This window comes from Alicyclobacillus hesperidum (assembly GCF_900107035.1).
Lineage (GTDB): Bacteria > Bacillota > Bacilli > Alicyclobacillales > Alicyclobacillaceae > Alicyclobacillus > Alicyclobacillus hesperidum.
The window spans coordinates 244762-259835 of record NZ_FNOJ01000002.1 but is presented as its reverse complement, the minus strand read 5'-3'; the positions used below and the strand labels follow the sequence as shown (position 1 = coordinate 259835).

Genomic DNA, 15074 nt, shown 5'->3' with positions numbered 1-15074 from the left:
GTGTTGGAGAAACGAAACATCTTACTCTGAATCTGGCCAGACGAATCAATGATACACGCTTCATGCTGACGCTTGCCGATATCGATTCCAATGAAATACATGAACAGTACCTCCAAGTAGGTCGGGAACCGCGCAACCTTGCGATCTACAACCTAGTTCGACATTCGGAGAAGGGGGGATCCCTCAACATCCAGCTCATTCGTAAACTCTCGCAAGGCGGGGCCTACACTCTACTCGACGAGAACAAAGTCTCAAGGAGGGGGTCGTAGTACCCCGACCACTACGAGAATTGTATCTCAAGACTCCTTGAGGTACTAACATCATCATACTAGGAGGGGGTTCTTTCGATATGCGTCCAAAAACTTTGCGCCAACTTGGTGTGGCCGTCCTCATCGGTTTGGTGTCTTATGCAATTCCGGCCATCACAGTTGAAGCTGCAACCACGAACAGCACAGATCTGCAGCAATCCATCACACAATTGGCCAATGAAATCGATACGCTGAGTGCAATAGCCAACAGTTCAACCGGAAGTTCATTGGCAGGTAGCGTTTTAGCCGTGTTGCGCTCACCCAGTATGGACTGGAACGAGGTACTCTTTGGCACGGATGCACTGACGCCAGGAGAACAGCAGACGTCCGCCGCATTGTCTGTCGACGTTACACAGTTGCTGACGCTGCAAAGTTCGGATGCACAAGCGCTGATTCATTCGGTGATTCAAAACATGGAATCGCTCAACAATACGATTCAGCCGAGTGATGTAGTAACGTTTCTGCAGAATATCGTGAACCATGCCTACTCGGAAATGAGCGCCTTAAAAGCGTTACAGCCATTGAATGAGACAACGTCTGCACAGCAACTCCATACTGCGTTTGACGGATATCTGGCCAGTGCAACACCTGCAATTCAATCACTGTTTGGGCTCGGGGGCTCGGTAGTGGCCCAGGGTGGCGGCGTAAGCACCGTGGGTGTGTCAGACGCTGGCGCGCCTTCGCTACCCACACCACCTCAAAATACAGGTGGTGCATTTACGACAGTTCTCCAGACTGCAACGGTCAATTTGGCGGCGTCGAGTGTGACGCAAAGTGTAAACGGTGCATCCTTCGTATTCACCGTACCCGCCCATGCGTTTGCAACGACCGAGACCTTGACATTAACCGGCGGCAAAGCTTCGGATGCGGCTGGAGTACTGACGGCAACGTATGCCGGCTTTGAACCGCTCTACACATTTGGTGTATTTTTCTCCGGTGATGCCCCAATGGTTCCGATCTCGGTGCAGGTTGATGCGCAGTCGTTGCCGGCGAATGTGCAGGTGTTTTCCGTCGCAGCAGATGGGACGCTGACCGCCATTCCCGCGACCGTTGCCGGCGGATCGATTACCTTTTCTCTACAAGCAGACACAGACGTTGTCATCGCTGCGCCCAACAGCACATCCGTGCAGCCCATTGTTGTACCATCGAAGCCGGTGCCTTCATGGTCGGGATATGTGACGGAAGCTATCCAGGTAAACGGTAAGCCCCAATCTGAGGTTCCGGGGATTGTGTCTGGAGGAACCACATACATGCCGATTTGGTATGTGATGAAGGTGTTAGATGCGATAGGGTTTCAGAACACGTGGAATGGACAAGGCTGGTATCTCGTTGCACCGAAAGGTAGTAATCCAGATTTTTCGCATGTACAAGTGGGAACCGGAAAGGGTATTTATCTCAATGGGAAACTGATTGAACGAGTACCCATCAAGGTTGCGACGGATCCAACGTCTCATACGAAGACTACATACATGCCGATTTGGTATGTCATGCAGGCTCTGCATCGAGTGAACGTAACGAGCAGTTGGGCTCATTCGGTTTGGAACATCCAGACTACGGGGATCGTCAATGCATCATCGACGTAACTCATGATGGTTAAAAGTGATGCCTCGGTATCTGCGAGAGACCGGGGCATGCTTGCGGAAAAAACTGTGTAAAGGAAGAGGTATTGTGAAGAAGTGGATTTGGGGCGTTCCCATGATCGCATGCGTCCTGGTAGGAGGGGCTTGGTATGCCAACCATCGGGTCAAGCAGGCGGTCGCTGCGCAAGTGGTGACGCTTCTTACACAACCGCAGACCAAGAAAGAGGTTCAGGCGATGCTCAAGTCGCTGCCGTCCGCAGCCTCCGCGGGTGCGTCGGTGTCGCGGCAACCAGAAAGCACAAATCACGCAGCGACGCCGGCTTCGCTTGGAGGGGCAGTGGCGGGATCGAGCAATGGGACAGAGAGTGATGCTCGCGATGCGAACCCGTCACATCCGTCATCCAAGTCCTCGGTATCCCTCAGTGGAAAGGCGCCCTCGGCATCCGCAGTCGTGAATCCTGAAGAGCAAGGGGCGCCGCAATTTCAAAACCGTGAACAGGCCATTCAATTTGCCATGAGCCGATTTTCGGAAGCGGAGCTGGCGGAATATGCGCGTCTCTACGCACAACGGGGCAGCCTGACTCCTGCCGAAAAGGAAAAGATCAAAGAGCAGATCCTCTCACATTTTACGCCTGCGCAAATTGCTGCGCTGGAAGCGGCACTGGGTTCATAACGTCTCCTCACCGGCGAAACCAACCGAAAATACCGCTACGCCCATGCCTTGCCGCAACTTCAATAGGGCGGCAAGGCTCTCCAAACCAAATGGCATCCGCATTCTCCATCAAAGTGTCAACCATGGATTCCCCCATTCGCTCTCCTATGCGTTCGTAGGCAGACTGTAGACCAGGAGGGCGAGTAGTGGTATTGTGCGCATCGGATGCAATCACATCAATCTGACCTTGTTCCAGCAAAGACCATGCCAATCTCGAAGATGTTCGAGATTTGTCGTCCTGCAAGATGAAGGCCTGTGCCGTCGCTTGCATCAACAGCCCAGATTTACGTAGCTGCGTGACGAGCGATGGATTGCGCTGGATGGCTAGGTTGCGTTCTGGATGCGCCATAATCGGCATATATTTTCGGATCAATAATTCGTAGACAAGACTGAGGGCATAGTCAGTAATGGCGGGCGTTTCGAACTCAACAAGGACATAGCGTGTACTTCCGAGAGTTGGTACCCTGCCCATTTGTAAGTCCTGTTCAAGCCTCTGCGACAGCCTGACCTCTGCGCCTTTGGCAAGTATAGGTCTATCACTCGCTGGCCGCGCTTCGAGATGGGTAAATGCATCTTCAATATCCTCCTGCGCGACCTCAAAGTGAGGGCTGAGATAATGCGGTGTACAAAAAGCGCGATGAACGCCATCGTCGTTCATCGCGGCTAAGAGACACCGAGACGCCTCCATGTCCGCAGGCCCATCGTCTAAACCTGGGAGTATGTGAGCATGAATATCTGTCAGAGGTCTGGTCATGTCTTCCCCACCTCCGGTTGTGATTAACGCTCCAAGCTGTAATCCGAAATCGTTCCAAGTACCGGGAGTTCGAGCAGGCGCTGGGCATCTTCCGCGCTGCGGATGCGATTATCGAGGTACTCCAAAAGGAATGCAATTCCAATACCCACCAAAAGCCCAAGTATCAGCGCGATGGCAAGATTCAACTTCTTGTTGGGCTTCACAGGTTTGGCACCAGGTTGATTCACAGCTCGATCGACGATTTGGACGTTCTCGACATCCATCAGACGAGCTGCGCGTTTTTGGAAGTCAGTCGCGAGTGCATTCGCGATGCTGACGGCCTGTGCTTCACTCGGGCCGATAACCTTGACATCGATGACCTGACTCTGTGTTGGTGAAGACACGGTGATCATCTTATCCAACTGTGCAACGGTGTACGGTAAGTTGAGTTGCTGAATGACGTTTTCTTCTATCGACGCGCTTTTGATAATCGCGCTGTAGGTGTTGACCAATGCCTGGTTCGCCATGATGGAATCGTACTGCAGACCTGCTTGCTCTGCCGAAGTCTGTGACTGGTTGACGAGTAAGGTCGTATCGGCCTCATATTGAGGACGTATGACAAAAAACGACAAAATCCCGCTCACAATGATCGCAACAATGGGGATGCCGATGACGATCATCCAATGCCGCCGAATGATGTGCCAATACTGACGAAGTTCGAGTTCTTCCACTGTCGCTATGATCCTTTCTCAATCAGGAAGTGACTGGAGTTCCTGCTGTGTAGTAGCTGTAATAATACGAGTCTTTTTTGTTGTGTTTCACGCGATTGAGCACAACGCCCAAAATGCGCGCTTCAACCTGCATGAGTGCTTGTACGGCGCGCTTAGCGTGAAGGCGATGCGTCTTCTGGGAATCGACAACAAAGAGCACGCCGTCCGCGATATGCGAAAGCGCCAGTGTATCCGATACGGACAACACCGGGGGGCTGTCAATGACAATCATGTCGAATTGTGAACGAAGCACGTCCACTAATTCCGCAAATGCACGACTTGCCAACATCTCGGCCGGGTTCGGTGGAATTGGGCCGCTCGTTAGAAGATACAGATTTTCTGCTCCACTCGACACAATACAGTCTTGCAGCGAGCGCTCTTTAATGAGCAGAGTACTGAGACCGATGAGGTTGGATACCTGAAACCGCTGGTGGACTTGCGGTTTTCTCATATCTGCGTCAATGAGGAGAACCTTCTTGTTTGCCGCCGCTGCGACAACTGCCAAATTGGTTGATGTTGACGTCTTTCCCTCACCCGGTGCAGTGCTGGTAACCAACACAACCTTTGTGTCTTCCGCCACGCTTGCAAACTGAATGTTTGTGCGAAGCGTACGGTAGGACTCCGTTAAGGGAGATTTGGGATTGATGAGCGAGATGGGTCGCTGGATGTCCTCACGCGATGCCAAAGAGCGCACTCCCCTCAATTTTTACATTCGACTGTTATCCCTTCGACATCATTCGAGGAAACTCCTGCCGACCTTTTGCAGAAAAGTTAGTAAGACCAACACGGATACATGTCCTGTCAGTGAATGATTCAAGCATGGAATCAAATCAGGATTCCGATTAATACCAAGTGGCATGGGTTTGCCAAAATGACACAAACGAGTGGTTTATAAACTTTACGCATTGTGCACAACTCTATATAATTCAATTTACTTTCTTTAAGTCCTCTCGGTTGCATGTCATCCCGCTCATAAAACTAGCAGAAACAGCAGTCGAAAGCATGAGGGGATTACTTGTAAATATCGCGAGGTGAAGTTGTTTTCGTGTTGTCTTTGGGTCCAAACACGCCATTGTATCCGAGCGCAAGATTGTACATTCCTATTAAGTTGAAATTCGTACTCTGTCAACTGGGAGCGCTCTTGTGGGTTGCCTTTTCTGTCTACCTGTCACGACCTTGGTTGCACAGCTTTTCGCGCTATGTGTCCTTTCCCGGAGCGCTATTCATCATCACGGGGCTGGCCTATATCCCTGGCTACTTGAACGCATTTCAGGTCGTGAGTTTGCTCCTGGATCGCCAACCACCCTTGCGAGATGAAGATCCGAAATTGCCAGTTACAATCCTGATTGCCGCGTGGAACGAAGAGCGGGGCATTGTCGAAACCCTGCGAAAAATCGCATGCCAAGACTATAGCGGGAAGATCAACGTTTTGGTTGTGGATAACAATTCGACCGACGGCACAACAGAAACGGCTTTGCGCTGTGCCGAAGAATTTGGGTTGGACGTAAAGTGCCTGCTTGAAACAAGGCCTGGGAAGAATCATGCATTGAACCACGGCCTTCAACATGTGGAGACGGAACTCGTGATCACGCTGGATGCTGACACGTTGCTTCATCCTTCAGCAATTCGTCACCTTGTCAGTCGCTACGTAAGCTCGCCGAATGACGTTTGTGCGGTTGCAGGAGCCGTTCTTGTCAGGAATAGTCGTGCCACCACCTTGGCTAGGATGCAGGAGTGGGACTATTTTCTTGGAATTGCCTCGACCAAGCGACTGCAAGGCATGTATCGTAGCACCTTGGTCGCGCAAGGAGCGTTTAGCCTGTATCGAACGGATTCTGTGCGCGAAGTCGGTGGTTGGCCTGATGCGATTGGCGAGGACATCGTGTTAACCTGGCGATTCTTCTATCAAGGATGGACAGTTTACTTTGAGCCGCTGGCTGTAGCTTTCACAGACGTTCCAGTCCGATTCAAGCACTTCGCGCGTCAGCGCAGTCGATGGGCGCGAGGCATGATTGAAGGTCTTAAAGAGGTAAAGCCCTGGCAAAATCCGGTCGCGTTCTCGAAATTTCTCACGGGTGTCGATTTGGTGATTCCTTATATAGACGTAACGTACACGTTCTGTTGGATTCCGGGGCTTGTCCTGTGTATGTTCGGCAAGTTTTATATCGTCGGTCCCTTGACACTGTTGGTACTTCCCATTACGTTACTCAGTAACTTGGTGCTGTATATGTATCAAAGGCGAGTTTTTAAGCGGTTGAATCTGCGAATTCGCCGCAATCGGGTAGGCTTTGTGACGTACGTTTTGCTCTATCAGATGATGATGTCGCCTATATCTGTTTGGGGTTATATTCAGGAATTCTTTCAACTCCGTCGCGTATGGAAATAGCGTAAGTAGCGTCTCTGGATTGCCGTCGATCCAATACGAAAGAAGGGCTAGCGAGCACGGGGACGACCGCTAGTTCCCTGTTTTTGAGCCGGGGACTGAGACGTTCTAGTACAAAGGGGCGGCCTTGAGACCGCCCCAAGTAATCTGGTTTTCCTCATTTGAGGATCACAACCGCTCCGACACGGCTTTCGCCTGCGTAAATTGCAACAGGTAGTCGCGTCCGCCTGCCTTCGAGTCGGTGCCCGACATATTGAATCCACCAAAAGGATGCACGCCGACAAGCGCACCTGTCGATTTGCGGTTGAAGTACAAATTGCCCACCTGGAAGTTGACGCGAGCGTACTCCAAATGATCGCGATCCCGACTGAATACAGAGCCCGTCAGCCCATAATCGGTTCCATTGGCAATATCGATGGCTTCTTCAAACGAGCCCGCCTTGATCAGCGCAAGCACAGGCCCAAAAATTTCCTCCTGCGCAATGCGCGCTGTCGGTTGCACATCGCCGAAGATGGTCGGCTCAATGAAATAGCCATGTTCACTCGCTGGCTTGCCACCACACAGCAGCGTACCTTCGCCTTGCCCAATTTCGATATATGACATCACCTTTTGGAACGCACCTTCATCAATCACCGGACCGACTTGGCTATCTGCGTTCTCCGCCTCGCCCACACGCAGATCCTTCGTGATGGCCAGCAGTCGTTCCACCATTTCGTCGTAAATCGATTCGTGCAGAATGGCTCGGCTACATGCCGAACATTTTTGCCCCGCAAAATGGAAGGCGGAAGCGACAATTTGGCGCGCCGCATCGTCGAGATCGGCATGTTCGTCAACCACAATCGCGTCTTTGCCGCCCATTTCCGCGATCACGCGTTTCAGCCAAATTTGGCCTGGCTGCACTTTTGCTGCCCGTTCATAAATGCGGCAGCCGATGCGGCGCGAACCCGTGAATGAAATAAAGCGTGTTTGCGGGTGATCTACCAGCGCCTCACCGACGGTTTCACCTGCGCCAGGCACAAACTGAATCACGCCCGCCGGGACACCCGCTTCCTTCATCACTTCCATGAATTTTGCGGCGATCACAGGCGTTTGCATAGCTGGCTTCAGAACCACCGTATTGCCTGCGACGATGGCCGACGTGGTCATCCCTGTCAAAATAGCAAGCGGGAAGTTCCACGGCGTGATAATAGCTCCGACACCCAGCGGAATATAGTAGAGTTCATTGTCTTCTTCGCGAATGCGGGTGAGTGGTTGCGGTTCACCAAGGCGTATCGCCTCGCGAGCATAGAACTCAAGAAAGTCTATCGCTTCCGCAGTGTCCGCATCTGCCTCTGCCCATGTTTTTCCTGCTTCCAACACCATCGTCGCGGATAACTCAAATTTGCGTCGACGCATAATGGCCGCAGCCTTGAACAAATACCGCGCACGCTCCGCAAAAGACTTTTTGCTCCACCACGTAAAGGCGCGTGCAGCGCCAGCAATGGCGCGTTGTGCATGTTCGGCCGTTCCTTCGTAGACACGACCCACGATTTCTTCCTTGCGCGACGGATTGATGGATTCAATCAGCTTTTCCGTCGTGATGGCTTCACCATCGATATACAGCGGATACTTGTTGTCTTGTTCGCGTTTGACCGCTTCAATGGCGGCAATCATCTGGGCGCGAACGTCGGGATGCGAAAATTGGCTAAATGGCTCGTTGCGAAATTCCGGCAACATACAAAACCCTCCTCATCGATCTCGATAGGTCGTTGGAATAGATTTGTGACATTCACTCACGCTCAAGATGGTACTGTTTCATCTTGTAGTACAGTGCTCCGCGCGAAATGCCGAGCAATCGTGCGGCAATGGTTTTGTTCCCTTTGCTTTGCTTCAACGCCTCCTCAATGCGGGTGCGTTCGGCTGCGCGCGAAACGACGGCGAGCGGGGTGGTATCCCCGGTAAGCTGCGCGAGAGCGCCTTGGGAGAGCGCCATCGGCAAATCCTCTTTGGTCAGCGTACTGCCTTGACACACGGTTACCGCGTGGCGCAAGGTTTGCTCAAGCTCAGCGACGTTGCCCGGCCAGTCGTAGGCTCGCAGTAAAGCCAGCACTTCATCGGAGAGACTTGGAATAGGTCGCCCCATTTCTCGGGCAAGACGCGCTAAAAAGAATTGACAAAATCCTGCAATTTCCTCTTTGCGATTGCGCAGGGGCAACACATCCATCCGGTGCAGAACGAGTTCGAGCGCCGGATCGAGCTTGGTGCCAGGCAGTGCCGACGCAACGACTTGGCAGTTGATTGCCTTGCGTAGCGCACTGCCCACACGTGCGAATGATCCGACGCGCAGCGCCTTGGCCAATGCCCGCTGTACCGGCGGGGGCAAGGCCTGCACGTTCGCGAGATACAGCATGCCGCCAGCAGCTTGCTCGATCCGACCGCTGCGACCTTCGGATTCCTCGGACAACAAGCCCCCTTGAAATCCGAATAACTCCACATCGGCGAGGGCGGGGGGGAGTGCATCGCACGCGATGGGGATAAACGGGCCATCGTGTTGCATGTGCCGCAACACAGCCTGCGCGATGGTGCGCTTGCCCGTCCCGGGTTCACCCATCAATAGCACGGGTGCATGTTGACCGAGCAAGGGCGTGTGTGTAAGTAATTGCAGAACGGTTTGCGTTGACGGTCCGATGTACGGTTCGTCACTGACATCCGCCCATTGTGCGGCCGTGCGCATTTGTTCCTCGCTCATGCGTACAAGGTGGGTGATATCTTGCTCGACGGCAACCGCGCCAATCAGTTCGCCGTCCGTGTCATATAACGGTTCGGCGGAAATAAAGACGTGGACGTCGGCGCGCGGTTGATGGTAGACCTGGTGCAGAGATTCCCCCGTACGCATGACGTTGTAGAGCATGATGGACTCGGCCGGGAAAAAGTCGCCGATAGGGTGTCCGAGAATGTCCTCTTCCGGAATTCCGTACAAGGCCTGCGCGGCGGCATTCCACACCGTGACAACACCTTCCGTATTGATGGCGGTGATGGCGTCGTGAATCAGATTGAGAACGGGTTCCGTGACGTCGTATGGGCCGGGTACGTACTGCATGAGATTGCCCATGCGTTCGCTTCCTCTCTCGTCTAGGACCAGCTTCTTTTGTTTGGACAACTCGTGTTCAAACCGCAATCGATAAAGAGTGCATATGGCCACGATTTGGACGGGCAATCCACGAAATCCATGATTGCGCTTTCACATATCTGTGTCTAAAATGAAATCACGATACGATACAGATGTCAACTTTGTGGTCGATGTGTTCAAAAATTAAACACAGACTTCAATATGGGGGAAATCGTTGTGGAACAGTGGATGCGCAGCACGCTATTGCAGCTATCGCAAAATCGCAAAGTCGAACATATGGCACGTCGCTTCGGACCGCGGCTGGGGGCCTCGCGCTTCGTGCCGGGTGAAACCATTGAGGACGCCATCAAGGCCGTACGGGTGTTGCAAAGTAAGGGGTTGGCGACAACGCTTGACCATTTGGGTGAGTTCGTCGACAGCCGCGAAGAAGCCGTAGCCGCCGCGGATTTTTGTGTACGCACCTTGCAGGCGACCGAAAAGGAAAGCAGCGATGTCTATCTATCTGTCAAGTTGACGCAGTTGGGGTTGGATATCTCGGAGGAGTTATGTCACGAGAATATGCGCAAAATTGTTCGCCAAGCGCGCGATCTCGGTCGTTTTGTGCGGATCGACATGGAGGACTATGCGCGTAACGAAAAGACCTTGCAGATGTATCGTGCATTGTGCGACGAATTCGGGGCTGATGCGATTGGCACCGTGATTCAAGCATATCTGTATAAAAGTATGGACGATTTGGCTGCACTCCGGCCCTTACGTCCCAATCTGCGCCTGGTGAAAGGGGCATACAAGGAGCCTGCGAGTGTGGCGTATCCCGAAAAACGCGATGTGGATGAAAACTATAAACAGATGATTGCGGCACAGCTGGAAGCGCACTGTCCAACCGCCGTAGCCACGCATGATGAAGCAATCATCGACTGGGTGAAAGCGTTTGTAAAAGAGCGCAATATCCCACAGTCGATTTGGGAATTTCAAATGCTGTATGGCATCCGCCCGCAGTTGCAAGAGGCTCTGGTACAAGAAGGCTACCGTGTGCGCGTTTACGTGCCATTCGGCGAGGACTGGTACGGATACTTCATGCGCAGGCTGGCAGAGCGGCCGGCAAACGTGTCTTTCGTATTGAAATCACTCGTCAGAGCGTAAAGTAGGTCACCAAACCCAGCGGCGCGCTGGATGGAGAGGGTGAGTGCGTTGACGATGCGAACTGAGACTGAACAGACGGCAGGAACACTCAGACAAAGTCTACACATGCGGCACATGACCATGATTTCGTTGGGCGGCGTGATCGGCGCAGGCCTATTTGTGGGAAGTGGCGCCGTAATTCAAGCGACGGGACCGGCAGCAATCATCTCCTACGCAATGGCAGGCGTGCTGGTGATCCTCATTATGCGCATGCTTGGTGAAATGGCCGCGGCAAGGCCGTCGGTGGGATCATTTGCAGAGTACGGCCGAATTGCGCTCGGGGAGTGGGCGGGATTTCTTATCGGCTGGTTGTATTGGTATTTCTGGGTCATCGTCGTGGCTGTCGAGGCTACGGCGGGTGCCTTAACCCTGCATAATTGGATACTTCCAGAGGTGCCACTGTGGCTTCTATCACTAGTGCTGCTTGTCATCTTAACACTGACTAACGTTTTTTCGGTGCGATCGTATGGTGAGTTCGAGTATTGGTTCGCGTTTATCAAAGTCGCAGCAATTGCTGTTTTCATCGTTCTTGGGGCCCTCTTTGTACTGGGGCTTTGGCCGCATGCTCGCCTCGATTTTTCCAATTTGACAAAGCATGGCGGATTTATGCCATTTGGTGTAGGAGCGCTGTTTTCCAGTGTGACCACGCTTATATTCTCATTCTTTGGTTCTGAAATTGTCACGATTGCGGCGGCTGAGTCCAAGGAACCGGCCAAGGCAGTTGCTCGTGCCACCAATTCCGTCATCTGGCGTGTGCTCGTCTTCTATGTCCTATCCATTTTTCTCATCGTGACCATCCTGCCTTGGAACGATCCGCACGCGCTCGCAAGCCCGTATGTAAACGCTTTAAAACTGTTGGGCGTACCAGGCGTCGCATCGGCCATGGATATCGTCGTGGTGACAGCTGTGCTGTCGTGTTTAAACTCCGGTCTGTATACCGCTTCTCGGATGTTGTTTGCTTTGGCGCATCAGGGCAACGCGCCCAAGAGCCTGTTGCGCCTGAATCGACGCGGCGTACCTGTGCGAGCCATCCTGGTTTGCACGATTGTCGGCTATCTATCGATTATTATGGATTATGTTTCGCCGCAACACGTATTTTTGTTCCTGTTAAACTCCTCCGGCGCGGTTGGCCTGTTTATTTACTTGCTGATAGCCTTCTCACAACTGCGGTTGCGTCGGCAGTTGAATCGCGATCGCGCAGACCTCCCGGTGAAGATGTGGCTGTATCCGTATCTCACATATCTGTGCATTGCGGGCATGGTAGCCGTGATCATCTCTATGGTTTTTCATAAAGGCGATGCGTCCCAACTAGTTTTAAGTTTGGTCAGTGTCGCGGTGTTGCTCGTAATCTACTGGATTCGATCCGCTATGCTATCTTGACCTTTTACGGCTGGATTTCGTATGCTTTCGAGGTCGTTCCGATGGAGGAACATCAAGGAGATTGATCCAGTCGGGAAGGGAAGGAATCGCGTGCAAGCGGTAGATCAACAATTTTTGACGTATGAAGACGTCGAACAAAGCATGCTAGCTTTGGTAGACGAGCACTTTTTCCAAGGGAACTTCTTAAAAACCTTATGTGACGGCGGGTACACCAATCTTCAATTGCGTTATTTTGCGCTTCAGTACGGCTACTATAGCCGTCACTTTCCACGCGTCCTAGGTGCTTCCATTGCCGCCATGCCGCCCATTGACGAGTGGTGGGTTCCCGTGGCCGACAACCTGTGGGATGAGGCTGGACGTGGCGAACCTGGTAGGGCACATGAAAAATTGTATCTGACCTTTTTACAGTCGGTGGTGCCAGATGCAAACCTGGATCGCCATGGTATACCGGATGTCCCGATGTCACCTGCGGTGGGGAAAGCCATTGATACCTTTATTCAGTTTTTCCGAGCGGCCACGCCGCTACAAGCCATGGCTGCGGTAGGACTCGGATCGGAACTTTTTGCAGGTGCGGTTATGGCGCGAATTGGGGAAGGGGTTTTGCACCCGCATTACCAAGTGGAGGGGACTGTGAATAGTCTGTTCTGGCAAGTGCACGCGGACGAACATGAGCCGCGGCATTACCAGTTGTGCAAACAAATCTTAGAGCGTCACACGACACCTGATGAACTGCGTCTCATGTATGAAACAGGAAGGTATATCGCGCTATCGGAAGCGGCGATGTACGAGGAACTTCATATTGAAATGATGTCGCTCACAGAGTAGCACATCTTGCCTTCCCGCTGTGCCTGCATCAAGCACAGCGGGAAGTTGATGGCTGTGCCTGTGTGCTATACGAGCTGCGAAGTCGTTGTGTCATGGAACTTTATTCCCCGTTTTTATCCAGTCGCCAGCGTTGAAACTCCAACCATTCGCGAAACTGTTCTTTTGTAATACCGGCATCGGCAACTTCGCGCAGGAGTTCCAGCCATTCGCGATCAAGGCCAGCGGTTTCGCTGTTGCTGGACGGAGCTTCCACAAACTCTTGTACAGGTACGTTGAGAACATGTGCTAATTTCTCGATGACCTGTATGGAGGGGTTTCTTTGCAAGCCACGTTCAATGGCGCTTAAATAAGACTTTGCCACATTAGCCTTGTCGGCCAACTCCGTCAGTGTAAGCCCCTTTTGTTGTCGAAAGTGCTTTAAGCGTTCCCCGATCATGTGCAAAGTTCTCCTCTTTGCTTCGGATGCTTGTCCACGTCCAGTATGCTCAAAATACGAGAAACAGGGGACTAGCCCCTATTTCTCTGATTTCTATCTTGAAAGTTGGTGTCTAGGCCAAGTGTCGGTTTGGGAGCGCATCCCTTCAGGTATTCTAATACAAAGCTTCGAATTTCGGTAGTAGATAATCCCATTTCGCGTGCGGTTATCATTAGACGAATCCATTCATCATCTGTCTCTGCAGCTTGACTAGACACGAGTATCACCCCATACCCCTCCGTGTCAGTAGCAGCGTCTAGGCAGTCCAGCTGTCGTAGTGAATCACCGTAGACCTGTGACTTTGCGCCCCTGCTTTTCAGCCAGGTATGCCTGTTCTATAACGCGTACTCCGAATTCGGATTACGTACTCATTTTGGGGATCATCACGACTTTCATCAAGAAATGAATATCCACATAATGTCGCCTACTTTCTTATGATGTGCCTTGAATCGACAGTTTAATCGGCGATTCATCTAAGTTTATGTCGTAAAAAACAGAAGTTTAACGATATAAAATAATTCTTTTTTGAGAACGATCATCTTGACGGGAGTTCATAGCCAACATATACTGTGACTGTGTTCGTTAACAAGAACAAAACGTTCTTGTTGAAGCACGGTGTGCAACGCGAAGATGCGAAGATGTAGGAAACAGCCGCTGCACATGATCGCGGATGGTCTACTCGCAACTGATGTTGTTCTTAATTAAGAACCATTTTAATTTCATGAGTATACAGTCCATTGGTCGGAATTCTTCCATAGAAAGGAGTCGTGATGGTATGAAGCATCGCCGCAGGCACCGTCGTCAAGCAACTGTCTCACCTCTGCAACAAAGGCGGATTCAACGGCGCAGAAACAGTTTTCGATTGGCTTGTGCTTGCGGCATGTTCACCGGGTTATCCGTCAGCACGGCACTCCTGGCTCATTCGGCGCAAGGGACACATGCGATGTTTTTCACGCAAAAGCAAGCGATCGCTACGTTTTCAGCGGCTCGGGATTTTCCGAGTTACGATGAAACGCTTGCGCAACAAGCGTGTATGGATGCACGCGACGCCAATGACGCAGCTCAGGATGCGGCGGCTGTGTTGCTCAGGATGCAGCATCTAGGAACTTACGACGCGTTACAAGCGCAGTACGGACAAATGGAACAGGATGCGCGTCGTGCTCAGAATGACACGCAGTCGGCTATCAACTGCGAAAACACACTCTCTACGTTGGCCGGTGAAGATTGGCAGGATTATCAGAATGTCAGGCAAGCACTTAATATCGCACAAGCCGCTGTTCAACATGACGAACAGGAGATGAGTGGTTCTGCCGGGTCTGCGGGATCGGCATCGCAGAGTCAGGTGGCTCAGCAACTCCAGCGGGATCAGGCAGCGCTGGTGCAGTTACAGAATGATGAAGCGTCCTGTCAACGTGTCGTCGGATGGTCCGGTCCAGCCGATTTGCAAGCAAGAGCATCGGTTCAAAGCGCCTCGTTCGCGACAGTGTCAGTCAATACCAGTCTGCGTGAGGCAAAAGATCTTCTTAATGCATGCGCTCGCAAACAAGTGTCTTTGTCCGACCCGAATTCTGAGAATAACGTAGCGACCGGGAATGGCAATGCAGCCGGGAATGGCAATGC

13 protein-coding genes and 1 riboswitch are annotated in these 15074 nt (G+C 52.1%); of the genes, 7 read left to right on the top strand and 6 right to left on the bottom strand.

Annotated elements, in window-relative coordinates:
• Positions 1–349 precede the first annotated feature (349 nt).
• Both BLU70_RS02435 and BLU70_RS02430 read left to right on the top strand, forming a co-directional pair.
• Positions 350–1891, top strand: coding sequence for a hypothetical protein (locus BLU70_RS02435; RefSeq protein ID WP_074691618.1), 1542 nt, complete (start codon positions 350–352; stop codon positions 1889–1891).
• A gap of 85 nt (positions 1892–1976) precedes the next feature.
• Positions 1977–2561, top strand: coding sequence for a hypothetical protein (locus BLU70_RS02430; protein ID WP_074691616.1), 585 nt, complete (start codon positions 1977–1979; stop codon positions 2559–2561).
• Between the two features lie 7 nt (positions 2562–2568).
• Here the strand turns inward: BLU70_RS02430 and BLU70_RS02425 are convergent, their stop codons facing one another.
• The 3 genes from BLU70_RS02425 to BLU70_RS02415 are packed head-to-tail and all read right to left on the bottom strand — an operon-like array spanning position 2569 to position 4797.
• Positions 2569–3354 (bottom strand): tyrosine-protein phosphatase, encoded by a 786-nt coding sequence (locus BLU70_RS02425; RefSeq protein ID WP_074691614.1) that lies wholly within the window; start codon positions 3352–3354, stop codon positions 2569–2571.
• Positions 3355–3377: 23 nt separating this feature from the next.
• Positions 3378–4064: a YveK family protein gene (locus BLU70_RS02420; RefSeq protein WP_083341112.1), complete on the bottom strand. Its 687-nt coding sequence runs from the start codon at positions 4062–4064 to the stop codon at positions 3378–3380.
• A gap of 22 nt (positions 4065–4086) precedes the next feature.
• Positions 4087–4797 carry a CpsD/CapB family tyrosine-protein kinase gene (locus BLU70_RS02415; protein WP_074691612.1) on the bottom strand — a complete coding sequence of 237 codons (711 nt, stop codon included), beginning with the start codon at positions 4795–4797 and terminating at the stop codon, positions 4087–4089.
• A gap of 351 nt (positions 4798–5148) precedes the next feature.
• Here BLU70_RS02415 and BLU70_RS02410 point away from each other — a divergent pair, with 351 nt between their 5' ends.
• A complete protein-coding gene (locus BLU70_RS02410) occupies positions 5149–6489 on the top strand; it encodes a glycosyltransferase family 2 protein (protein WP_176780819.1) in 1341 nt (446 codons plus the stop codon).
• 165 nt (positions 6490–6654) lie between these two features.
• Here the strand turns inward: BLU70_RS02410 and pruA are convergent, their stop codons facing one another.
• Both pruA and BLU70_RS02400 read right to left on the bottom strand, forming a co-directional pair.
• The gene (gene pruA / locus BLU70_RS02405; RefSeq protein ID WP_074691610.1) at positions 6655–8202 is read right to left on the bottom strand and encodes an L-glutamate gamma-semialdehyde dehydrogenase; all 1548 of its coding nucleotides are present in this window, start codon (positions 8200–8202) and stop codon (positions 6655–6657) included.
• A 52-nt stretch (positions 8203–8254) separates the two neighbouring features.
• Positions 8255–9577 carry a sigma 54-interacting transcriptional regulator gene (locus BLU70_RS02400; protein WP_074691608.1) on the bottom strand — a complete coding sequence of 441 codons (1323 nt, stop codon included), beginning with the start codon at positions 9575–9577 and terminating at the stop codon, positions 8255–8257.
• 234 nt (positions 9578–9811) lie between these two features.
• Between BLU70_RS02400 and BLU70_RS02395 the strand changes: the two genes are divergently transcribed.
• The 3 genes from BLU70_RS02395 (at position 9812) to BLU70_RS02385 (ending at position 12979) form a co-directional block, all read left to right on the top strand.
• Positions 9812–10735 (top strand): proline dehydrogenase family protein, encoded by a 924-nt coding sequence (locus BLU70_RS02395; RefSeq protein ID WP_074691606.1) that lies wholly within the window; start codon positions 9812–9814, stop codon positions 10733–10735.
• 54 nt (positions 10736–10789) lie between these two features.
• The gene (locus BLU70_RS02390) at positions 10790–12154 is read left to right on the top strand and encodes an amino acid permease (RefSeq protein ID WP_074691658.1); all 1365 of its coding nucleotides are present in this window, start codon (positions 10790–10792) and stop codon (positions 12152–12154) included.
• 90 nt (positions 12155–12244) lie between these two features.
• Positions 12245–12979 (top strand): iron-containing redox enzyme family protein, encoded by a 735-nt coding sequence (locus BLU70_RS02385; protein ID WP_244885085.1) that lies wholly within the window; start codon positions 12245–12247, stop codon positions 12977–12979.
• Positions 12980–13079: 100 nt separating this feature from the next.
• Here the strand turns inward: BLU70_RS02385 and BLU70_RS02380 are convergent, their stop codons facing one another.
• Complete coding sequence (locus BLU70_RS02380; RefSeq protein ID WP_040290854.1) at positions 13080–13415, bottom strand: helix-turn-helix domain-containing protein; 336 nt, start codon at positions 13413–13415, stop codon at positions 13080–13082.
• 295 nt (positions 13416–13710) lie between these two features.
• A riboswitch (cyclic di-GMP riboswitch) is annotated at positions 13711–13795 on the bottom strand.
• 434 nt (positions 13796–14229) lie between these two features.
• On the opposite strand from BLU70_RS02380, the gene BLU70_RS14535 reads away from it, so the two are divergent.
• A partial coding sequence (locus tag BLU70_RS14535) for a hypothetical protein (RefSeq protein WP_176780818.1) occupies positions 14230–15074 on the top strand: 845 nt, incomplete at its 3' end.

Bases quoted from the DNA above. Each gene is read 5' to 3' on its own strand.
- BLU70_RS02400 (WP_074691608.1), bottom strand. From the start codon at position 9,577: ATGGGCAATCTCATGCAGTACGTACCCGGCCCATACGACGTCACGGAA.
- BLU70_RS02435 (WP_074691618.1), top strand. From the start codon at position 350: ATGCGTCCAAAAACTTTGCGCCAACTTGGTGTGGCCGTCCTCATCGGT.
- pruA (WP_074691610.1), bottom strand. From the start codon at position 8,202: ATGTTGCCGGAATTTCGCAACGAGCCATTTAGCCAATTTTCGCATCCC.
- BLU70_RS02425 (WP_074691614.1), bottom strand. From the start codon at position 3,354: ATGACCAGACCTCTGACAGATATTCATGCTCACATACTCCCAGGTTTA.
- BLU70_RS02390 (WP_074691658.1), top strand. From the start codon at position 10,790: ATGCGAACTGAGACTGAACAGACGGCAGGAACACTCAGACAAAGTCTA.
- BLU70_RS02380 (WP_040290854.1), bottom strand. From the start codon at position 13,415: ATGATCGGGGAACGCTTAAAGCACTTTCGACAACAAAAGGGGCTTACA.